At 58.7% G+C, this 19,857-nt stretch carries 17 protein-coding genes; 4 read left to right on the top strand and 13 right to left on the bottom strand.

Going from position 1 to position 19,857, the window contains the following annotated elements; translation table 11 throughout:
- Window positions 1-122: 122 nt before the first annotated feature.
- The 3 genes from lptG to WNZ14_RS16730 are packed head-to-tail and all read right to left on the bottom strand — an operon-like array spanning window position 123 to window position 2,793.
- Window positions 123-1,211: an LPS export ABC transporter permease LptG gene (gene lptG, locus WNZ14_RS16740; protein ID WP_342869755.1), complete on the bottom strand. Its 1,089-nt coding sequence runs from the start codon at window positions 1,209-1,211 to the stop codon at window positions 123-125.
- Window positions 1,208-2,413 (bottom strand): LptF/LptG family permease, encoded by a 1,206-nt coding sequence (locus WNZ14_RS16735; RefSeq protein ID WP_342869754.1) that lies wholly within the window; start codon window positions 2,411-2,413, stop codon window positions 1,208-1,210. Before WNZ14_RS16735 ends, lptG begins: the two co-directional genes overlap by 4 nt.
- Window positions 2,377-2,793, bottom strand: a complete 417-nt coding sequence (locus WNZ14_RS16730; protein WP_342869753.1) for a hypothetical protein — start codon at window positions 2,791-2,793, stop codon at window positions 2,377-2,379. The genes WNZ14_RS16735 and WNZ14_RS16730 overlap by 37 nt, the downstream gene beginning before the upstream one ends.
- On the opposite strand from WNZ14_RS16730, the gene WNZ14_RS16725 reads away from it, so the two are divergent.
- Together WNZ14_RS16725 and WNZ14_RS16720 are read left to right on the top strand one after the other, a co-directional pair.
- On the top strand, window positions 2,780-4,267 hold the full coding sequence (locus WNZ14_RS16725; RefSeq protein WP_342869752.1) for a leucyl aminopeptidase: 1,488 nt from the start codon (window positions 2,780-2,782) through the stop codon (window positions 4,265-4,267). The two genes, WNZ14_RS16730 and WNZ14_RS16725, sit on opposite strands and share 14 nt — an antisense overlap.
- An 8-nt stretch (window positions 4,268-4,275) precedes the next feature.
- Window positions 4,276-4,725, top strand: a complete 450-nt coding sequence (locus WNZ14_RS16720) for a DNA polymerase III subunit chi (protein WP_342869751.1) — start codon at window positions 4,276-4,278, stop codon at window positions 4,723-4,725.
- Between the two features lie 36 nt (window positions 4,726-4,761).
- Here WNZ14_RS16720 and WNZ14_RS16715 read toward each other — a convergent pair whose 3' ends face one another.
- The 8 genes from WNZ14_RS16715 to WNZ14_RS16680 form a co-directional block, all read right to left on the bottom strand.
- A complete protein-coding gene (locus WNZ14_RS16715) occupies window positions 4,762-5,976 on the bottom strand; it encodes an ABC transporter permease (RefSeq protein ID WP_342869750.1) in 1,215 nt (404 codons plus the stop codon).
- Window positions 5,966-6,700 (bottom strand): ABC transporter ATP-binding protein, encoded by a 735-nt coding sequence (locus tag WNZ14_RS16710; protein WP_342869749.1) that lies wholly within the window; start codon window positions 6,698-6,700, stop codon window positions 5,966-5,968. Before WNZ14_RS16710 ends, WNZ14_RS16715 begins: the two co-directional genes overlap by 11 nt.
- The gene (locus tag WNZ14_RS16705) at window positions 6,697-7,953 is read right to left on the bottom strand and encodes an efflux RND transporter periplasmic adaptor subunit (protein ID WP_342869748.1); all 1,257 of its coding nucleotides are present in this window, start codon (window positions 7,951-7,953) and stop codon (window positions 6,697-6,699) included. The genes WNZ14_RS16710 and WNZ14_RS16705 overlap by 4 nt, the downstream gene beginning before the upstream one ends.
- Before the next feature lie 246 nt (window positions 7,954-8,199).
- Window positions 8,200-9,981, bottom strand: coding sequence for a PAS domain-containing methyl-accepting chemotaxis protein (locus WNZ14_RS16700; RefSeq protein ID WP_342869747.1), 1,782 nt, complete (start codon window positions 9,979-9,981; stop codon window positions 8,200-8,202).
- A 352-nt stretch (window positions 9,982-10,333) separates the two neighbouring features.
- Window positions 10,334-12,115 carry a PAS domain-containing methyl-accepting chemotaxis protein gene (locus WNZ14_RS16695; RefSeq protein ID WP_342869746.1) on the bottom strand — a complete coding sequence of 594 codons (1,782 nt, stop codon included), beginning with the start codon at window positions 12,113-12,115 and terminating at the stop codon, window positions 10,334-10,336.
- A 315-nt stretch (window positions 12,116-12,430) separates the two neighbouring features.
- The gene (locus WNZ14_RS16690; protein ID WP_342869745.1) at window positions 12,431-13,057 is read right to left on the bottom strand and encodes a DUF922 domain-containing protein; all 627 of its coding nucleotides are present in this window, start codon (window positions 13,055-13,057) and stop codon (window positions 12,431-12,433) included.
- A gap of 117 nt (window positions 13,058-13,174) precedes the next feature.
- The gene (locus WNZ14_RS16685) at window positions 13,175-15,055 is read right to left on the bottom strand and encodes an ABC-F family ATP-binding cassette domain-containing protein (RefSeq protein WP_342869744.1); all 1,881 of its coding nucleotides are present in this window, start codon (window positions 15,053-15,055) and stop codon (window positions 13,175-13,177) included.
- A 144-nt stretch (window positions 15,056-15,199) separates the two neighbouring features.
- Window positions 15,200-16,213: a zinc-binding alcohol dehydrogenase family protein gene (locus tag WNZ14_RS16680; protein ID WP_342870263.1), complete on the bottom strand. Its 1,014-nt coding sequence runs from the start codon at window positions 16,211-16,213 to the stop codon at window positions 15,200-15,202.
- Window positions 16,214-16,379: 166 nt separating this feature from the next.
- Between WNZ14_RS16680 and WNZ14_RS16675 the strand changes: the two genes are divergently transcribed.
- Window positions 16,380-17,072, top strand: coding sequence for a glutathione S-transferase family protein (locus tag WNZ14_RS16675; RefSeq protein WP_342869743.1), 693 nt, complete (start codon window positions 16,380-16,382; stop codon window positions 17,070-17,072).
- Between the two features lie 8 nt (window positions 17,073-17,080).
- Here WNZ14_RS16675 and WNZ14_RS16670 read toward each other — a convergent pair whose 3' ends face one another.
- The gene (locus WNZ14_RS16670) at window positions 17,081-17,656 is read right to left on the bottom strand and encodes a hypothetical protein (protein ID WP_342869742.1); all 576 of its coding nucleotides are present in this window, start codon (window positions 17,654-17,656) and stop codon (window positions 17,081-17,083) included.
- 256 nt (window positions 17,657-17,912) lie between these two features.
- Between WNZ14_RS16670 and ndk the strand changes: the two genes are divergently transcribed.
- The gene (gene ndk, locus WNZ14_RS16665; RefSeq protein ID WP_342869741.1) at window positions 17,913-18,335 is read left to right on the top strand and encodes a nucleoside-diphosphate kinase; all 423 of its coding nucleotides are present in this window, start codon (window positions 17,913-17,915) and stop codon (window positions 18,333-18,335) included.
- Between the two features lie 105 nt (window positions 18,336-18,440).
- Here the strand turns inward: ndk and WNZ14_RS16660 are convergent, their stop codons facing one another.
- Complete coding sequence (locus WNZ14_RS16660) at window positions 18,441-19,793, bottom strand: ferric reductase-like transmembrane domain-containing protein (protein ID WP_342869740.1); 1,353 nt, start codon at window positions 19,791-19,793, stop codon at window positions 18,441-18,443.
- Between the last annotated feature and the right edge of the window lie 64 nt (window positions 19,794-19,857).

Raw genomic sequence — 19,857 nt, 5'->3', positions numbered from 1 at the left:
GCCCGGCGTTACCGCTTGCGCAGCAGCTTGGTGCGCGGCAAAGGAAAAAATGGTGCAAAAGGCCACACCGGCGCACAAGACGCCAGCATACGCACGAACTCTAGACCGGCGCACACCCGCCACTACCCATCCTCCTTGTGGAGAAGCACTGTTGTCCCCAATGCCGAGGCGACCAGTACCGGAAGCCATGCCGCCACGACCGGCGGAATGGTCCCGGCGTTCGCGAACGCCTGGATCAACTCGGAAACGACATAAAGCACGAAGCCCGCCAGGATTCCACCCAGGATCACCGTTAAAGACTGGCCAAAGCGAACAAATTTGAGCGACACCATTGCCGCTATCAATGTCATCGCTGCCAAAAGCGCCGGAAGAGCCACCAAACGGTGGAATTGCATCTCATAAGTGGTCGCTGGAAGGCCGAATGACTTGGCCGTTGCAATTTTCCCACGCAGCTCAAAAAACGGCACGGTTTCTGGAGAAGCCAATGATTCGCCAACGAATTCGGCTTTCAGGCTGGTTGCTACGGTTGCAGAATCCAGAAGTTCCACCGGCTGTGATCCGCGAATTCTCTTCACATTCTTCAGTTCCCAGACTCCGTCGCCAAGCACAGCGCTTTCCGCTTCCAGACGCTCTTTTATACGCTGATCCTTATCAAACAGGAAAAAGGTGGCGCCAGACAGTTTTGTGCCGCCCTCGGAACTGGCGCGGGCGCCCAGAACGGTGTCACCATCCTTGGTGCGCTGTCGCAGCCATGGAGCCACATTTGTCGATCGCTGACTGCCCAGATTGCGCTCGACGACAAGGTCTTCGGCCTTCTGCATGGCGTTGGCGGCAAGTGTACTCAATCCGGTGACCGACACGGCGCCGATCATGAGGTTGGCGATGATCAGCGGCGCCAGAAACTGCCATGCCGAAATACCCGCAGCTCGCGTGACCACCAGCTCATATTTGCGGTTGAGCTGCATCAGTGTGGCTATGGAGGCAATCAGGACCACAAAGGGGATTATCAACTGCAGCACGGTTGGCAGGCGCAAGGCAGAGATCAGAAGCCCCAGCGTCACGGTGTAATCCTCGGCTCGGGAAAGGCGACGGCTGGTCTCGTTGAAATCCACCAACAGGATCACAAGCAGCAAGCCAAGGCAGTAAATCAGGAAAGTCGACATATATCGAACGAAGAAATAGCGCGATATCGTGGAGAAAAGGACATTCATGTCGACTGTCCTTCATCAGGTTTCCTGCGTCCGCCTTGAAGCCGCTCGACCAGCCCCGTGACGGTTTCAACCACACGATAGTTCAACTGCGCCCATGTCTTGGGGATAGTCAGGGTTCTGCCGGTCAGGGTCAGAAAGCCGAACAGCAGAATGATCAGCGCCGGGATCCCGTAAGACAGCACTTCCATGGTCGCACTGATGCCGGACGCTTCGTTGCTGTAGAACCCGAAACCCCGGCTGCCAAGCGCGATGGCGGCAACAAGGGCGACATTCTGGAACTGTTCATTCCGGTTCGAACGTGCTTTGCCCAGAAACGAAAACGCCACCAGTCCAAATGCCAGGGGATACATCCATGATGAGAACCGCTTCACCAGTTCCTGGGTTATGACGTGCTTGGCGGAGGTGAAGTAGTAATCTTCCTTGTCCGGGTTCAGAAGGTAGAAGGTTGATTGCTCGCTGGGCCTGCGCGCAGCCGCACCGCCGGCTGGAACGAAGGCCGCCATATCAAGCGCATAGGATGAAAACGTGACGATCGAGATCCGGTCGTTGGTCAGGTCCCGCTGCTGCAATTCGCCGTCCACCAGGTAGAGAATATTGGTGTCGGTCTCTTCTGATTTCCTGATAACGCCGCTGCGTGCGTAATAAATGGTCTCGTTGTCTTCTGCGCGGTTGTCGGAGAGGAAGATACCGCCCAACTGGCCGCCGGCAAGTTTCTCGTTGACCTGAACGTAGAGGCCTTCCTCGAGTTTCATGAATGCGCCCGAGCGCACAGCGACCGAAAACAGGTCTGACTGCGCCTGGGCGAGAACATCATAGAGTTTGTTGTTCGACCACGGCTCGACGAAATTGCTCATGACAAGCACCATCATCGAGATCGATGCCGAAAGCAGAAGCACAGGCTTGAGAACGGTTGACGGCGGCACACCGGCAGCTTCTACAACCACCAGTTCGCTGTCGGAATTCATGCTCGAGAGAACCTGACCCACGCCGATCAGCAAGGCAAACGACGCCACGATCGAGAACACAGAGGGGATCAGCGTCGCTGCAAGCAGCATGAAGGCACCAAAGGCTTGCCCGGTCGTGGTCAGCACATTGACGCGAACGAGCACCTGCGTGGTCATGACAAGCAAGGTCACCGCAGAGAGTGACCAGAAAGTCAGCAAACTCATGCGGCGAAATATGTAACTTTCAATCTGCTGCATTGTGCCTTTCCGGAGCAGGTCGAGCAGAACCATGATTCGTTCGGCACGTTAGTGTCCCGGTTCGACCACCCCAACCATGCACCGGCCTTATCAAATCGCAAATTGGATAATGTGTGGCAAACAAACGCAGTTAATGGTTTATTCCGGTGGCGCACCGAAAAAGCAATATTGGTTTGCGGGATGCCGCGCAAGGTCCATCGGTTCGTGGCGCGGGCGGGCCGCGAAGTGCCCAATTTTCGACGCAAATCCGGTTCGTCATGAACAAACAGGCATTCGCCGCCTGTTCTGCCGGTCCGCTCTTGCCTTCTGCCGCGAAAACGCGAAGATCGCCAGCCATACAAATCACGAGAATCCATTGGAGCCGTCATGTCGATGAGCATTGAAATCAGTTTTTCCAAAACAGCCAAAATATCTGGAGGACTGGTTGTCGCCCTGGGGTCCCTCAGCGAGCCTGTATCGGCCGCAGCCCGCAGCGTTGACCCTGCAGGTCAGCTCGACAAGGCGGTCAAGGTTTCAGGCTTTACCGGCAAACCGTTTTCGACCGCTGATATCATTGCGCCGGTTGAGGCGTCGGCGGATCGCATCGCGTTGGTCGGGGCAGGGGATCCGGGCAAGCTCACCCCGCATGACTGGATGCGTGTTGGCGGCAAGATGTTCACGCTGATCCGCAAGGCCGAAAAAGTGACAGTGCTGCTGGGTGATGGTGGCTCGGCTTCGCCCGAAGCAACGGCCGACATGGCGCTCGGCCTGCTGATGCGCGCCTATTCCTTCGATCTCTACAAGACCAAGAAAGGCGAAGAGGACGAGAACGGTTCGCGCAAACTCACCGTCGTCATCCAGCATGAAGACGCTGCGGGCTGCAAGAAGGCCTTTGTCAGTCGTCAGGCGATTGCTGATGGCGTGAAACTGGCGCGCGATTTGGTCAATGAGCCAGCCAACGTGCTCGGCCCGGTCGAGTTCGCCGCCCGTGCCAAGGAGCTCGAAGCACTAGGCGTCGAAGTCGAGATCCTGACCGAGAAGGAAATGAAGAAGCTCAAGATGGAAGCCCTGCTCGGCGTCTCGCTCGGTTCCGTGCGCCCGCCACGGCTGGCAATCATGAAGTGGCAGGGCGGCAAGCCCAAGGACAAGCCGCTGGCATTTGTCGGCAAGGGCGTGGTTTTCGACACAGGCGGTATCTCGATCAAGCCCGCAGCAGGCATGGAAGACATGAAGGGCGACATGGGCGGCGCCGCCGCCGTCACCGGCCTGATGCACACGCTGGCCGCCCGCAAGGCCAAGGTCAATGTCATCGGCATCATCGGACTGGTTGAAAACATGCCAGATGGCGCGGCGCAGCGTCCGGGTGATATTGTCCGCTCGATGTCTGGCCAGACCATCGAGATCATCAACACCGATGCCGAAGGACGGCTGGTGCTGTGTGATGCGCTGACCTACTGCCAGGAACGCTTCAAGCCGCAATTCATGATCAACCTCGCAACGCTGACCGGCGCTGTGATGGTGGCGCTCGGCCAGCACCATGCGGGCCTGTTCTCCAACAATGATGATCTGTCCCAGGCCTTGAGCAAGGCCGGCGAAACAACCCAGGAGAGGGTCTGGCGTCTGCCGCTCGATCCGGCCTACGACAAGATGATCGATTCCAAGTTCGCCGACATGAAAAACACCGGTGGCCGCTATGCCGGATCGATCACCGCAGCTCAGTTCCTCAAGCGTTTCGTTGGCGATACGCCCTGGGCGCATCTCGATATCGCCGGCACCGCCATGGGCTCGCCATCGACCGACATCAACCAGTCCTGGGCATCGGGTTTTGGCGTCCGGCTTCTCGATGAGTTGGTGCGCGCCAACTACGAGGGCTGACGCATTTCATGGCGGAAGTGCTGTTCTACCATCTGACAGAGTCCCGGCTTGAAGACGCCTTGCCGCCGCTGCTCGAGAAGAGCCTCGAGCGCGGCTGGCGGGTGTCGGTGCATGTTAGCAGCGAGGAGCGCTGTGCGGCGCTTGATGCGCATCTTTGGACCTACCGAGAGGACAGTTTCCTGCCGCATGGCGGGGATCAGTCAGCCCATGCAGAGCGCCAGCCAGTGCTTCTGACCGTCGACGCAACGGCAGCCAATGGGGCCACCGTTCGCTTCGTCGCCGATGGCGCGGACATTCCCGCCCTTGATGGCGTTGATCGTCTGGTGATGATGTTTGACGGCCATGACCAGAGCCAGCTCGATGCCGCTCGGAGCCAGTGGAAGACGCTGAAATCGGGTGGCCATGCCTTGACCTACTGGCAGCAGACACCTGAACGCCGCTGGGAGAAGAAAGCGTAGCTTCGACGGTTTGGTTTTGACCTGAGCCTCTGCCGTCTACTGATGTCGCAAAGCCTCAATCGGATCCATCCGCGCTGCCCGGCGGGCAGGGAAATAGCCGAACACGATCCCGACCAGCGCCGAGAACACAAACGCGGCCAGTACGATTGTCGCATCCGGTGCAAACGGGATCGAAAGCAGTCTTGAACCGAGCAAGCCCAACGCCAGCCCGAGCAGAATGCCGATCAGCCCGCCGATCAGCGACAGCACGATGGCCTCGACCAGAAACTGCAGCAGCACCTGTCTTTCGGTCGCCCCGACCGCCAGCCTTATGCCGATCTCGCGGGTACGTTCGGTTACCGAAACCAGCATGATGTTCATGATGCCGATGCCGCCCACAAGAAGGCTGACGGCGGCGACGGCTGAGAGCAATCCGGTCAGCACGCTGGTGATGCCGGTCAGCATTGAGGTGATCTGCTTCATGTCGAAGACATTGAAATCATCTTCCTCGAAGGGCCCGATCCGGCGGCGTTCGCGCATCAGGCTTTCGATGTCGGCTTTGCCCTTGTCGGTGGAGATCCCTTTTCGGATCGAGGCGTAGATCATCGAGACGTCCTGATTGCCGGCAATCCGCCGCTGAAACGCCCGGATCGGGATCAGGATAATGTCATCCTGGTCGGTTCCGAAGCTTGATGCGCCCTTGACCTCGAGCGTGCCTATGACCCGGCAGGAGATCTGCTTCAATCGGATATTGGCGCCAAGCGGATCACCGTTTCCGAACAGTTTCTCGCTCACCGTCTTGCCCAGGATGCAGGCAGAGGATCCGGTTCGCTGCTCGCTCTCATAAAACGAACGGCCGCTTGCGATCTCCCAGTCGCGCGCTGTCAGGTAGCGGTTGTCAGTGCCTGTTACCGTGGTCGTGTAGTTCACATTGCCGAAGATTGCTGTCATAGAGCGCGAATTGCTTGGGGTTGCCACCGCGACGCTGGCGATTTGCTGTTCAATCGCATCGACATCCTTCATCGTCAGGTTTGCGGCAGTGCCGCCGACACCAGACCCAGGACCTCGTGATGGCTGCCCGGGCCGGATCATCAACAGGTTGGTGCCAAGCGTTGCGACATCGGCCTTCACCTGATCGGTGGAGCCTTGCCCGACGGTGACCATGGCAATGACGGCTGCGACACCGATGACGATGCCCAGAACTGTCAGAAATGACCGGAACACGTTTCTCAGAATGGCCTGCAGCGCGAGGCGTACCGCTTCATAGAGCATCGGGCGCACCCTTTTCGTTGGCCTTGTCCGATTCAATCCGCCCGTCGAGGAAATGCACCATCCGGTCAGCATACTCGGCCATGTCGGTCTCATGCGTGACCATCAGGATGGTGATGCCGTCCTTGCGGTTAAGGTCGGTCAAGAGATCCATGATCTCGTGACTTCGGGCTGTGTCCAGATTTCCCGTCGGTTCATCCGCCAGGATCACATCCGGGTTGGTGACGATGGCTCGCGCAATAGCCACGCGCTGCTGCTGTCCGCCTGAAAGCTGGGATGGATCGTGGTCCTCGCGGCCGCGCAGCCCGACCTTGGCAAGGGCTTCGCGCGCCAGCTGGCGGCGCCTGGCTCCGGGCATGCCCTTGTAGATCAGCGGCAGTTCGACATTGTCCAGCGCCGATGTCCGGGCCAGCAGATTGTAGCCCTGGAAGACGAAACCGAGAAAGTTTCTGCGCAGCAGCGCCAGCTGATCGCGGCTGAGGTGATCGACCTCCGCGCCGCCGAAGAAATAGTGCCCGCCGGTGGGCTTGTCGAGAAAGCCCAGGATGTTCATCGCGGTCGATTTGCCGGAGCCGCTGGGTCCCATGATGGCGACAAATTCGCCGCCCTTGATCTCCATGTCGATGCCGCGCAAGGCCCGGACCTCCGCATCGCCGGTTCCGTAGATCTTGGTGATGCCCTGAAGCTGGATCAGCGGTTTTGGCGTATCCGCCTCAACGGCGCTCATTGCTCGGTCAGATCTGTGATCACCAGATCGCCCACAGCCACATCGCCCTCACTGATTGCTGTCTTCGTGCCATCGGTTTCGCCCGGCAAAATATCCACGGCCTCAGCTGCGTCATTTCGGAGGACATAGATGGTGCGGTGACCGTCTGCGCTGGCACTCGCTGCCGCGGAGGGTGCCCGGCTTGGCGCATTCTTGAACAGCATTCCCAGCAGGCCGGTTCCACTGCTTTCCTCCGCCTGCGCAGGCGGCGCGAACCTCAGCGCCGCGTTGGGAATTGCCGGCGCATCCCTGATTTCGGCAACCTTGATGTCGGCAGTCGCCGTCATGCCGGGCCGCAACAGAAGTTCCGCGTTGTCGATCGACAGGATCGCCTCATAGGTCACCACACCATCGACCGTCTTGGGTGCAAATCGCAATGCGGAGATCGCCGCCGGGAACGTTCGCCCCTGATAGGCTTCGACCGTGAAACTGGCCTCATTGCCGACCTTCACCTTGCCGATGTCGGCCTCGTCGATGTCGACCCGCAATTCCATGTTCTTGAGATCTGCCGCAAGCGTGAACAGCACCGGCGCCTGCAGCGAGGACGCCACGATCTGGCCAACCTCGACATTGCGGCCAAGCACCACCCCGTCAATCGACGAACAGATGCAGGCTTTCGTGAGGTTGGCTTCGTTGATCTTGAGGTTGGCTTCGGAGACCCGGATGTCAGCTTCCGCACTCTTGCGTGCGGCTTCCGCCCGGTCCCGGGCTGCCTTGGCTTTCAGAAGGCCTTCCAGCGTGGTCACGTGCTTTTGCTCAAGCTGCAGGGCACGCTCGTAATTGTCGTTCATTTCATTGAGGGTCGCAGTCGCTTCGGCCAGGCGGGCCTGGCTGGCGCTCAGAGAAGCCCGGCCGAGTTCGACATTTGCTTCCAGTTTGTCGGTGTCGAGCCGCGCCAGGATCTGCCCTTTCTTGACCAGATCATTGAAATCCGCTTCCACCGAACGGACTGTGCCAGACAGCTCGCTCGAAATCTCGACCTTGTTGGTCGGCTCCACCGTGCCTGTAGCCGTTACCTGAACGATGATGTCCGAGCGTTCGACCGGCTGGGTGATGTAAAGCGGCAGGTCTTGCCGTGAACCGGAGGTCCACCAGAACCAGAGCCCGGCCGCGGCGACAACCAGCAGCAGCCCCCATATCAGCCGGCGCCAGACAGATGGGCCGCGCTCCGCTGTTTTGACAATGGTTTCGATGTCGGATTTGGAGGGTGTCATGTGGAGTTCCCGTTTCCCGGATTTCCATAGCACCCCCGCCAGCCGCCGCGCTTGATGTCGGTCAACAGTCGCGATCTTCATCGTAAAACAATTTTGGCGCTGATTTGGCATACACACGCATGTGTAAACGGCTGTTCAGCAACCGCGACAACCGGCCGATTTTCGTCAGCAACAAAAAAGCCCCCGGATCAAGATCCGGAGGCTGTCTCAGCATACTGATTAGCGTTTGAATTCGGGAGGCTCGTATCAGAATTCTTCCCATTCAGAGGTGTCGAGAGCCGCATTGCCATTGAATGCCGCTCGCTGCTGGCGCGCCGGGGCTGCCTTCGGGGCGGACGAAGTCGGATCACTGCTGCCAGACCTTGCGCGGTGTTGAGCAGCACCGGCATCAACCTTGAATTTTGAGAGCTGTTGGAACAGTGATGCCGCTTCCTGCGCCAGGCCGTGGCTTGCTGCGGTTGATTCCTCGACCATCGCTGCGTTCTGCTGTGTGCCCTGATCCATTGCGTTGACGGCGTTATTGATCTCTTTCAGGCCAGTCGACTGTTCGCGAGACCCGGTGACAATGGCCTCGACATTGGCGTTGATCTGCTTGACCTGTTCGACAATGTTGGACAATGCCTTGCCGGTTTCGCCGACGAGCGATACCCCGCTCTTGACCTGTTCGCCCGAGGCGGTGATCAGATCCTTGATTTCCCTTGCTGCAGTTGCCGTTCGCTGTGCGAGTTCACGCACTTCCTGGGCCACAACTGCAAAGCCGCGCCCGGCTTCTCCTGCTCGTGCAGCTTCCACGCCTGCGTTCAGGGCAAGCAGGTTGGTCTGGAATGCAATGACATCGATGACATCGATGATGTTGGTGATTGCCTTGGAGGAAGCCTCGATCTCCGCCATTGCCACAACGGCCTTGTCGACCACCACACCCGATGTTTCCGCATCCTGCTTCGTCTTGGCTACAAGCTCACCGGCCTCCTCGGCGCGCTTGCTGGAGGAGGTGACGGTCTTGGTGATTTCCTCCAGCGCCGCAGCTGTCTGCTCTATCGACGCTGCCTGGCTCTCTGTTCGCTTGGAAAGGTCATCGGCCGATGCACGGATTTCTTCCGAGCCGCTGGAGATCATCCTGGCGTTCTCGGAGACAGAATGCATGGCGCTGCAGAGTCCCTTGATTGCCTTGTTGAAATTGACCCGCAGCGGGTCGAGGTCAGCCCGGTAAGGGTCTGCGATCTGATGTGTAAGATCACCGTCGGACAAGCGCTGGAGTCCGTCTGAAAGAGAGTGAACATTGTTCACTCGCTGTGTAACGTCGGTTGCGAATTTGACGATCTTGAAAACCTTGCCATCCGCGTCAAAAATTGGGTTATAGGACGCTTGGATATGGACGTTGCGCCCGCCTTTGCCGAGACGGAGGAATTCGCCGGAAGTGAATCCTCCATCGCCGAGCTTTTTCCAGAGAGCGGCATAGTCAGGACTCTGTGAGAACGACGTTTCGCAGAACATGCTGTGATGTTTGCCCTTTATGTCGTCAAGGCTGTAGCCAAGCGTCTTGAGGAAATTCTCGTTGGCGGTGATAATGGTGCCATCGAGATTGAACTCGATCATGGCCTGTGCGCGGGAAATGGCGTCTATCTTGCCGTGATCTTCGGCTGACCGAAGCTTCTGGGCGGTCACATCGGTGGCAAACTTCACCACCTTGTATGGCTTGTTTCCCCGGAAAATCGGATTGTAACTTGCTTCGATCCAGATTTCCTTGCCGCCCTTGCCAATGCGCTTGTACTGGGCACTGTCAAACTCTCCGTGCCCAAGCTTCTTCCAGAACTCTGAGTATGCTGGCGAAGCGGCTTCTGCGGGATCAACAAATATGCGGTGATGTTTGCCCTTTATCTCTGATAGTTCGTAACCAAGCGCCTTGCAGAAACGATCATTGGCATCGAGAATATTGCCGGCCATGTCAAATTCGATGACGGCCAGGGATTTCTTCAGCGCCCGGACGATGTTCTTTTCGTCAGAGGTAACGATGTCGCTGATGCTCATTGTATGTGTTCCCGTGGATAATGGTTGAAAATAGCATTCAAACTTACACCAGCGATCTAACAGGTGTGCCAACTCAAGGATAAGTAGAAGGAGAATTTGGCGCGTCATGCACCAATCTGACATTGAAATTCCCAGAAATACTTTTCCGAATTATTAAGAAACAGACCGTGGGAATTGATGCGAAGCGGCAGTTTTTTCGGCGCTCGTCGGCTCGGTGGGCCCCAGCAGAGCACTCTCGTCGCGCGGTCGCCAACTCTCACGGCGCCTGATTATGTGCATGAAAAGGCCCCCGGATCTCGCGATTCGGGGGCTTTTCTCTATCTGCTGCGCTTCAGTGAATTCCAAGCTGGGCTTAAAATTCTTCCCATTCAGAGGTGTCGAGAGCCGCATTGCCATTGAATGCCGCCCGCTGCTGGCGCGCCGGAGCTGCCTGCGGAGCAGGCGAAGCACGTCCGGTGTTGGCAGCTCTTGGACGGTGTTGAGCAGCACCTTCATCGAGCTTGAACCGTGTGAGCAACTGGAAGAGTGATGCTGCTTCCTGTGCAAGGCCGTGGCTTGCTGCAGTCGATTGCTCGACCATCGCGGCGTTCTGCTGCGTGCCCTGATCCATGGCGTTAACGGCCGTGTTGATCTCGTTCAGGCCGGTCGACTGTTCACGCGATCCGATGACGATGGCCTCGACATTGGCGTTGATCTGCTTGACCTGTTCGACAATGTTGACCAGCGCCTTGCCTGTTTCGCCGACCAGCGAAACGCCGGATTTGACCTGGTCGCCGGAGGCGGTGATCAGTTCCTTGATCTCCTTCGCCGCCGTTGCGGTGCGCTGAGCAAGTTCGCGGACTTCCTGGGCGACCACGGCGAAGCCGCGACCTGCTTCTCCGGCTCGGGCTGCTTCCACGCCGGCGTTCAGGGCCAACAGGTTGGTCTGGAATGCGATCACGTCGATCACATCGATGATGTTGGTGATCGCCTTGGACGAAGCCTCGATCTCGGCCATGGCGACAACCGCCTTGTCGACAACGATGCCAGACGTTTCGGCGTCCTGCTTGGTCTTGGCTACAAGCTGGCCGGCTTCCTCGGCACGCTGGCTGGAGGAGGCGACAGTCTTAGTGATTTCCTCAAGAGCTGCCGCGGTTTCCTCAACGGATGCGGCCTGGTTCTCGGTTCTCTTGGCAAGATCATCTGCAGAGGCACGAATTTCTTCGGAGCCGTTGGAGATCATTCTGGCATTCTCGGAGACCGAGTGCATGGCATCGCAAAGCCCTTTGTTGGCCTTGTTGTAATGGATCCGCAGCGGCTCCAGCGCAGGCTGGAAAGGGTCGGGTATGTTGACGGTCAGATCGCCTTCCGCCATTAGCTCAAGCGCTTGCGAGAGTGAAACAACATTGTTCACACGCTGTGTCACATCGGTTGCGAATTTGACGACCTTGAAAACCTTCCCATCGGCATCGAATATCGGGTTGTATGAAGCCTGAATGTGGACATGACGCCCGCCCTTGCCGATACGGAGAAACTCGTCGGAGATGAACTCGCCGCTACCGAGCTTCTTCCAGAAATCGGAATATGCGGCGCTCTGCGTGTACGACGTTTCGCAGAACATCCGGTGATGCTTGCCCTTGACCTCTGACAAGCTGTATCCGAGCGCCTGGAGAAAATTCTCGTTGGCGGTGATGATGGTGCCGTCGAGATTGAATTCGATCATGGCCTGGGCCCGGGAGATGGCTTCGATCTTGCCGCTATCTTCGGCAGACTTGAGCTTCTGTGCTGTCACGTCAGTGGCGAATTTCACCACCTTGTAAGGCTTTCCGCCGCGGAGAACCGGGTTGTAGCTGGCTTCGATCCAGATTTCCTTACCACCCTTGCCAATGCGCTTGTACTGCGCCTTGTCAAACTCGCCACGGCCGAGTTTCTTCCAGAATTCGGCATAGGCCGGTGAGGCGGCCTCCGAAGGATCGACGAACATCCGGTGATGCTTGCCTTTGATTTCGGAGAGATCGTAGCCCATCGCCTGGCAGAAACTGTCATTGGCATTGAGGATGTTGCCGGACAGATCAAATTCGATCACAGCGAGGGATTTTTTCAAAGCCTGGATGATGTTTTTATCGTCGGATGCAATGATGTTACTAAGGCCCATTGGAGTAGCTTCCTTGAAAAATGGACAACATGAGGTGGGGCCCGCACGGTTTTCAAACCGCTTCTGAGCCATTGTACGAGTTGGTGTGGGGGTGGCTGACCGGTGTTCGACGCGTCATGCGTCCGTTCGAGGTTCAAGGTCTCAAAAATACTTTTCTGAAAAGTTAACAAAACAGTACATTAGAAACACAAAATGTTGAGGTGCATTCTAATGGTGTGAAATTGCTGCGTCGCAACTTTCGCAAGCGTGAATCTTGTATGGTCTGGATCGTTCGAGTTGAACGATTTCAAGATTTTTGATTTTTGATATTGCCGCCTACAACAGTCTGTTCAGGCGGGTTTGCTCGCGCGCATCAAAGCGCTTCTGGGCGCGCAGGTGCTGCGCCTTGATCTGGATAACGCTATTCCTGATCCGGCCCGCCAGCTCATTGCAGCTTGTGCTGGAGGTCAGAGCCGCAATGGAACTGCGCATCTTCGCCGCATAATCCCTGGCAATACGGATATGGGTCATTTCATGGTTGCGAATGGTTCGTTCGAACCGTGCCCAATGGTTCTTGATCGATACTGAAACAGGCTTTCCATCTCGCCATTTCGGCAACACAATCACCAGTTCCAGACCGACGTCCCGTGCGGTCGCCCGGCATCCCTTGTCACCTGCGACAAGCTTGTAATCCGGATGGAATGTGATTTCGACCAGGCCGAAAGCGCGTCCGCCACGTGGCGCCCTGGAGTGCACACTTTGCGCAAACCCGACCCTCGTTTCCGCGTAAAGCGTATAGGAGCGGTTGGTCGTGCCTGGCCTGCCGGTGGTGCAGCCGGCGATCACAAGCGACAGGCAAAATAGAAGAACCGACCGGATAATCACCAGCCAGTTGTTGTCACGTTTTCGAAAAGCCGGGCGCCGGACGAATGTCGCAGCCCTCGCCATGATCATTACTGTCATGCCCCCAAGCCCCCTAAAAGCGTATGACGGGGGAGAAGCTAGCACGATCTTTTCATCGCGGGAAACAATGGGGCGCAAGCGGCAGATACGGCCGGCTGTTACACCGGCACTATCCGACTATTCCGTGGTTTCGGCTTCCTCGACTTCGCTGGTGAGAGCCAGCCAGTCTTCCTCGGCCTTGGCCAGTTCCGCCGCCCGTTCGCCGCGCTGCTTGGTCTTCTGGGCGATCTTGTAGGGCGCATCGGCAAACTGTGCCGGGTCCGCAAGTTCCGCATCAAGAGACTGAATCTGCTTGGTAAGTCTTTCCACCAAGGATTCGAAATCCTTGATCTTTTTCTTCATCGGCGCGAGGTTTGCGCGCTCCTGGGCAGCCTGCTTGCGCTTCTCGGCCTTGGAGCCGCCGTCGCCGTCGTTGCTCTTCTTGCTCTTGCTCGAAGCGCCGACAACTTCCTGGCGGTAATCCTCCAGGTCGCCGTCGAAGGCACTCACGGTGCCGTCGCGAACGATCCACAGCCGGTCAACCGTGGCTTCGATCAGATGGCGGTCATGAGAGATCAGAATGACGGCGCCCGGAAAATCATTGAGCGCCCGGATCAGCGCGGCACGGCTGTCGATATCCAGATGGTTGGTTGGCTCATCGAGGATCATCAGGTTCGGTGCCTGAAACGCCGAAAGACCCATCAAGAGGCGGGCTTTCTCGCCACCGGACAGATCCTTGGCCGGCGTGTTCATCTTGTCCTGCTTCAGGCCCATCTGCGCCACCCGGGCGCGAACGCGTGCTTCCTGCGCATCCGGCATCAGCGCGCGCACATGGGCGACGGCAGATTCTTCAGGGATCAGATCGTCCATTTGGTGCTGGGCGAAAAAGCCGGTCTTGAGCTGCGGCGCGGTGCGGATCAAGCCGCCTTCGGCCTGCAGCCGTCCGGCGATGAATTTGGCGAAGGTCGACTTGCCGTTGCCGTTCGAGCCCAGCAGCGCGATGCGGTCATCGGCATCGATCCTGAGATCAAGACGTGTGAGGATCGGCGAGCCGGGTGTGTAGCCGACGGAGCCGCCCTCGATCGCGATGATAGGCGAGGCGACGCCGCGATCAGGCCGCGGGAACGAGAAGCCGCTGACATTGTTTTCGATCACCGCGTCGACGGTGCCCATTTTTTCGAGCGCCTTGATGCGCGACTGCGCCTGGCGGGCTTTGGAAGCCTTTGCGCGGAAGCGCTCAACGAATTCTTCCATGTGCTTGCGCGCGGCAAGGCTCTTTTCGCGCGCCTTCATCTGGTGCTCGTCGCGCTCGGCCTTCTGCCGTTCAAACTGGTCGAACCCGCCACGGTAGAACGTCAGTTTCTTCTGGTCTAGGTGCACGATTGCGTTGCAGGAAGTGTTCAACAGGTCGCGGTCATGGCTGATGATCAGCACGGTATGCGGATAGCGGCGGATGTATTCTTCCAGCCACAGCGTGCCTTCAAGGTCGAGATAGTTGGTAGGCTCGTCGAGCATCAACAGGTCAGGTTCAGCAAACAGCACCGAGGCGAGCGCCACGCGCATCCGCCAGCCGCCCGAGAAGCTCGAGGCAGGGCGCTGCTGAGCATCCTGGTCAAAACCAAGACCCGCCAGGATCGACGAGGCACGGGCTTCAGCCGAATGGGCGTCGATATCAACCAGCCGGGTCTGGATCTCGGCGATGCGGTTGGGATCGGTCGCCGTCTCGGCTTCCTTCATCAGCTTGGTGCGCTCGATGTCGGCGCGCAGCACGATCTCGACCAAAGCGGTGTCCTCGGCCGGCGCTTCCTGCGCCACCTGTCCGATCCGGGTGTTCTTCGGGATGGAGGTGTGACCGGTCTCGGTCGCCATCTCGCCGGTGATGATCTTGAACAGCGTCGACTTGCCGGCGCCATTGGGGCCCACAAGCCCGGCCTTGATGCCCACGGGCAGCGCCAGCGAAGCATTGTCAATCAAAAGCCGCCCGGCAATGCGTGCGGAAAGGTCTGTAATCGTAAGCATGTCGGCTTATTGGCCGTAACTGCGCGGATTTGCAAGCGGAGATGGGCGCGGCAGCAAAACTTGCTGAAAAATCCGGGCCATCAATGGCCCGGTGTGGTGCCACGGCAACGCAATTTGAGGGCAGGGGAAGCGGCAGCGACAAAGCTAGTCGAGCGTGATCATCGCCTTGATCAGACCGGCCTTGTTGCGTGTCCAGCGCGGCAGGTCTTCGCTCACCCCGTCGAAATCGGTCCTGTGGGTGATGATGCGATCGAGCGGAATTTTCCCGGCCTTGTGCGCGGCAATGACCGTTCTGAAGTCCTCGGATGTCGCGTTGCGGCTGCCAATCAGGCTCATTTCCCGCTTGTGGAACTCCGGATCCGCAAAACTCAAGGTCTCGTTGACGACGCTGACCAGGATGTAGCGACCGCCATGCGCCACTCTGGCAAATCCGGCTTCTATCGAAGCGAGGTTGCCTGTCGCGTCAAACACGGCGTCAAAGCCTTCCCCACCTGTCAGCCGGATGACCTCGGCCTCGGCTCCATCCCCGGCCTGGATCGGCTGACAACCATCAGCAATCGCGCAGGCTTCGCTGAGCCGGTCGGCATCAAGATCGAGAATGGAAACCTCGGCGCCAGCAAGTCTGGCAAAGATGGCAACGCCCAGCCCGATCGGCCCGGCGCCGGCCACCAGCACCCGGTCTTCAGTGCCGATAGCGCCGCGGCGCACGGCATGCGCACCGATGGCCAGAAATTCCACGGTCGCACAGGCATCAAGCGACAGGCCTTCCGAGGGCACCAGATTGATCTCGGGTAGGCAGAGTTCCTCGCACATGCCGCCGTCCCGATGCACGCCGAGAACCGCAATTGCCTTGCAGCAGTTGGGTTTGCCTGTGCGGCACGCCCGGCATTGGCCGCACGAGAGATAGGGATTGATGATCACATGCTCGCCGACTGCAAAGGCGCTGTCGGGGCCGGTTTCGACAACTTCCGCCGCCAGTTCGTGGCCCATCACCCTTGGATAGGCCAGAAATGGATGCTTGCCTTCGAAGATGTGAAAATCGGTGCCGCAGATGCCGACGCGTCGGATCCTGACCCGCACCTCGGTCTCGCCGCGCTGAGGCCGTGGAACCTCACGGATCTCGAGTTGGCCCGGGCTTGTGCATGCAACGCTTTTCATCAGGGACATGTGTTCAGTGCCTTCAGGCTGGATTGCGGCTGTGAATGCGGCGAAGCTTGCGAAATTTGGAGAATGTAAGCAAGTCCCGCAATCGATACGAACCAGTGGTGACAAATCAGGTTGCATCGGCCATGACTGTGCCTGTTTTCAATAGGGTGGAGCTATCATGACCATTGTTTTGCACGAGCTTGTCGGCGCTGACGTATCTCGGCCCTTTAGCCCGCATTGCTGGAAGACAGCGATGTCGCTGGCCCACAAGGGCCTGCCATTCGAGCGCAATATGGTCTGCTTCACCAAGGTGCCAGAGGTAGAGGGCGGCGTTTCCAAGACGGTGCCTGTTATCCGTGATGGCAGCCAGGTTGTGTCCGACAGCTTCCTGATCGCGGCCTATCTGGAGGAAACCTACCCGGACAAACCATCGCTGTTTGGCGGCGACGGCGGTCAGGCCATGGCGCGCTTCGTGGAAAGCTGGTCGCAATCGACCCTGCATCCGGCCCTCAATGTTGTCGCGCTCAGGGAGATCCACGACATGCTGGCGCCGGAAGATCAGGCCTATTTCCATCCAAGCCGCGAGGCCCGCTTGGGCAAGACGTTTGAACAGGTGGCCGAACGCCGCGAGGCCGAGATCGAAGGCTTTTCTGCCAAGCTGACGCCGCTCCGCGTGATGCTGAAATCGCAGCCCTGGATCGGCGGTTCCTCTCCGCGGTTTGCCGATTACATCGTCTTTGGCGCGCTGCAATGGGCGAGGGTCGCATCGAAGGCTAAATTGCTCGAGGAGGGCGACGCGGTGACGGACTGGTTCGAGCGCTGCCTTGATCTGCATGAAGGTCTGGGTCGCTCGGTGCCTGCGGCAAGCTGAACCGGGGGTCAGTTTCCGGGCACGAGCGAGGCAATGGCTGCGACAAACATCAGGATGCCAAAGGTCCAGTCGAGATGACGCCGGTGCCATTGCGAGGTGAGGTGCTGGCAACCCGACCAGCCCGCCATCGCCCAGAGGCTCAGGCCGAACGTCGTCAGCAACGTCAGCCCGGTAAAGGCGGCCGCCAAGGTCATCGATCCGCTGATGGCTGACCCGGCGAGAAAAAAGGCGACAGCCCAGCTCTCCGGGCTTTGAAGGTGGTGCAGCGGAAGCGCCGGGGAGGCAGCCGAAACCACAGGCTGGCGGGGATTGCTCGGATCGGCCAGATATCGGCTCAATCCCGCCATTGCCAGCACCAGTGACGCAAAGATGATGGCCAGGCTGCTGGTCCATACCGGCAGCAGGGACAAGGCACCCAGAGCCAGGCCAAACAGCAAGAGCCAGCCGCAGATGCTGGCGATCATGCCATCGATGACAGGCTTGAATGTCCGCTCCGCCCCGGCCGCCAGCATCGCGTTGTTTTGGGGGGCAAACCCGAAAACCGCGACCGCAACGATCCCCGATGCTGTCACTGCGTCAGACATGTCATGAATCTACAACGTATTGGTGCTTGTTCCAAGCCATCCCGGATACGGGCTGCAGCTGAAGACGGAGAGGGCCAATTTCCCAAGGGGAGGCCTGTTGCGCCTGCAGCACCTCCCGCATATGTCAATGTCCCCTTGCGAATGATCGGGCATGCGGCTATTTAGGCCGCAACTCCGGGCCGACCCGTGTCTGCCCGGATTTTTGCACCCCGTTTGGCCCGCTTCCCGGCGGGCAAACCGCTAAAGGAACGACACAATGGCGATTGAACGCACTTTTTCGATGATCAAGCCCGATGCCACCAAGCGCAACCTGACCGGCGCGATCACCAAGGTATTCGAAGACAACGGCCTGCGTGTCGTGGCCTCCAAGCGCGTCTGGATGAGCACCCGCGAAGCCGAAGGCTTCTACGCCGTGCACAAGGACCGCCCCTTCTTCGGCGAACTGGTTGAAGGCATGACCTCCGGCCCGACCGTTGTTCAGGTGCTTGAAGGCGAGAACGCCATCCTCAAGAACCGCGAAATCATGGGCGCCACCAACCCGGCCAACGCTGACGAAGGCACCATCCGCAAGACGTTTGCGCTGTCGATCGGCGAAAATTCGGTCCATGGCTCGGATGCACCCGAAACCGCCGCCGAAGAAATCGCCTACTGGTTCGCCGGCACCGAAATCGTCGGCTGAAGCCAGCTAAGAGCACCGCCGGTTCACCGGCGCGCTTGATCCAGATGCAAAAGGCGGCCTTCTCGCGAAGGCCGCCTTTTTCGTGTCGTCTTAGTGCAAACACCTTCAGCGCATGCTGAAGAGTTCCTGATTGAACCTGGTTCTGATGTCCAAACCATGGGCGGCGAAGTCGGTTCTCATCGCGTCGCCAAAACCAACCGGTCCGCAGAACCAGACACTGGCGTCGCGCCAGTTGGGAATCTCGGTGCGGATGCGCTCACCGGTGAGCTTTCCATGCTTGGCATCGATCAGGATATGAAGCCGCACGTCTGCTTCCACGGCATCGGCTGCCAATCTTGCCAGCGCATCCTCGTCGAGATCGGTCGTCGTGTGGAACAGGTCAATCACTTGTGGTGGTGCGTCCGGCTGATGCGTTCTGGCGTGCGCCAGATACTTCATCCGCGACACAAAAGGCGTGATGCCGATGCCGCCGCCGATCCAGATCTGCCGTTTGGCGCCGTCCTCAAAGGTGAAGCAGCCATAAGGCCCTTCGATCTTGACCTTCTGACCGATGCTCAGCTTCTCGGCGAGATGGCTGGTGTGATCGCCCAGCCCCTTGATGATGAAGGTTATTTCCGGATTTGCCGGATCCCATGCCGAGGCGATCGTGTAGGGGTGGGCGCCTTCTTGTGCGTCGGAGGTGGCAAAAGCAAACTGGCCCGGCTGATGGCCGGGCCAGCCCGGCTGCAATTTTATCCGGCTTTCCAGCACCTTGACTCCCGGAAACTGCAGCAGTTCGACAATCGTTCCTGATACCTGGCGCCCTGCCGCCACGCGTCGGAACAACACGATCACCGCAGCAAAGCTGCCTGCGGCCAGAAGCAGCGCGAGAGCAATACCCAACGGCGAGATCCAGTAGCTGAAAGTTGTCAGCACCACGGTGTGAAACACCAGAACCAGGTAGACTGCTGCCAGGATCCGGTGTGTCTTGAAGAACCAACGGTAGGGGATGCGTGGGAGCAGGGCTACGGCAATCAGAAGCACGGTGAGGTAGAAGGCCCATTCACCGAGCCCTTCGGCTGGGTCGCGCAGTCCGGACAGAAATTGCGCGATCGGGTTTGTGAGTTCCGGACGTTCGCCGCGCTCCGGGCGCGCAAGAAGTCCCAGGTCGATGGCCCATTTCGGAACCTCGGACCACAGCCAGTGCACCACGGCGAAGATCAGCGCGGAAATGCCGAGCCATTTGTGCAGCCGGTACATCTTGTCGAGCCCGCCCAGCCACGGCTCGGGCCAGCGCGGCCTCAACGCCAGTATCATGGCAAAACTCATGCAACCGATGGCCAGCACGCCGCTGTACTGCATCATGAAACCGCGAAGCCCGAACACGCTGCTCGCCTCAAACACTGCCGGATCAGCCACGACCCAAAGAAGGCTGATGAGGGCCAATACGCCCCAGAAGGCAATCTTGATGTTCTTCACGGCCAAGGTCCTTTCACGAATCTCGCATGCCTGTCGCCGAGATCATGAGTTAGCCCCATCACCC

This window comes from Hoeflea sp. AS60 (assembly GCF_038900115.1).
Classification (GTDB): domain Bacteria; phylum Pseudomonadota; class Alphaproteobacteria; order Rhizobiales; family Rhizobiaceae; genus Hoeflea.
The sequence above is the reverse complement of the archived record's forward strand: the minus strand, read 5'-3'. Positions and strand labels throughout refer to the sequence as shown.

Excerpts from the sequence above, each read along its gene's own strand:
- WNZ14_RS16710 (WP_342869749.1), bottom strand. The coding sequence starts at position 6,700 with ATGAGCGCCGTTGAGGCGGATACGCCAAAACCGCTGATCCAGCTTCAG.
- WNZ14_RS16675 (WP_342869743.1), top strand. The coding sequence starts at position 16,380 with ATGACCATTGTTTTGCACGAGCTTGTCGGCGCTGACGTATCTCGGCCC.
- WNZ14_RS16690 (WP_342869745.1), bottom strand. The coding sequence starts at position 13,057 with ATGACAGTAATGATCATGGCGAGGGCTGCGACATTCGTCCGGCGCCCG.
- WNZ14_RS16730 (WP_342869753.1), bottom strand. The coding sequence starts at position 2,793 with ATGCTCATCGACATGACGGCTCCAATGGATTCTCGTGATTTGTATGGC.
- WNZ14_RS16695 (WP_342869746.1), bottom strand. The coding sequence starts at position 12,115 with ATGGGCCTTAGTAACATCATTGCATCCGACGATAAAAACATCATCCAG.
- ndk (WP_342869741.1), top strand. The coding sequence starts at position 17,913 with ATGGCGATTGAACGCACTTTTTCGATGATCAAGCCCGATGCCACCAAG.
- WNZ14_RS16715 (WP_342869750.1), bottom strand. The coding sequence starts at position 5,976 with ATGCTCTATGAAGCGGTACGCCTCGCGCTGCAGGCCATTCTGAGAAAC.
- lptG (WP_342869755.1), bottom strand. The coding sequence starts at position 1,211 with ATGAATGTCCTTTTCTCCACGATATCGCGCTATTTCTTCGTTCGATAT.
- WNZ14_RS16705 (WP_342869748.1), bottom strand. The coding sequence starts at position 7,953 with ATGACACCCTCCAAATCCGACATCGAAACCATTGTCAAAACAGCGGAG.
- WNZ14_RS16700 (WP_342869747.1), bottom strand. The coding sequence starts at position 9,981 with ATGAGCATCAGCGACATCGTTACCTCTGACGAAAAGAACATCGTCCGG.
- WNZ14_RS16735 (WP_342869754.1), bottom strand. The coding sequence starts at position 2,413 with ATGCAGCAGATTGAAAGTTACATATTTCGCCGCATGAGTTTGCTGACT.
- WNZ14_RS16725 (WP_342869752.1), top strand. The coding sequence starts at position 2,780 with ATGTCGATGAGCATTGAAATCAGTTTTTCCAAAACAGCCAAAATATCT.
- WNZ14_RS16670 (WP_342869742.1), bottom strand. The coding sequence starts at position 17,656 with ATGTCTGACGCAGTGACAGCATCGGGGATCGTTGCGGTCGCGGTTTTC.
- WNZ14_RS16685 (WP_342869744.1), bottom strand. The coding sequence starts at position 15,055 with ATGCTTACGATTACAGACCTTTCCGCACGCATTGCCGGGCGGCTTTTG.
- WNZ14_RS16680 (WP_342870263.1), bottom strand. The coding sequence starts at position 16,213 with ATGAAAAGCGTTGCATGCACAAGCCCGGGCCAACTCGAGATCCGTGAG.
- WNZ14_RS16720 (WP_342869751.1), top strand. The coding sequence starts at position 4,276 with ATGGCGGAAGTGCTGTTCTACCATCTGACAGAGTCCCGGCTTGAAGAC.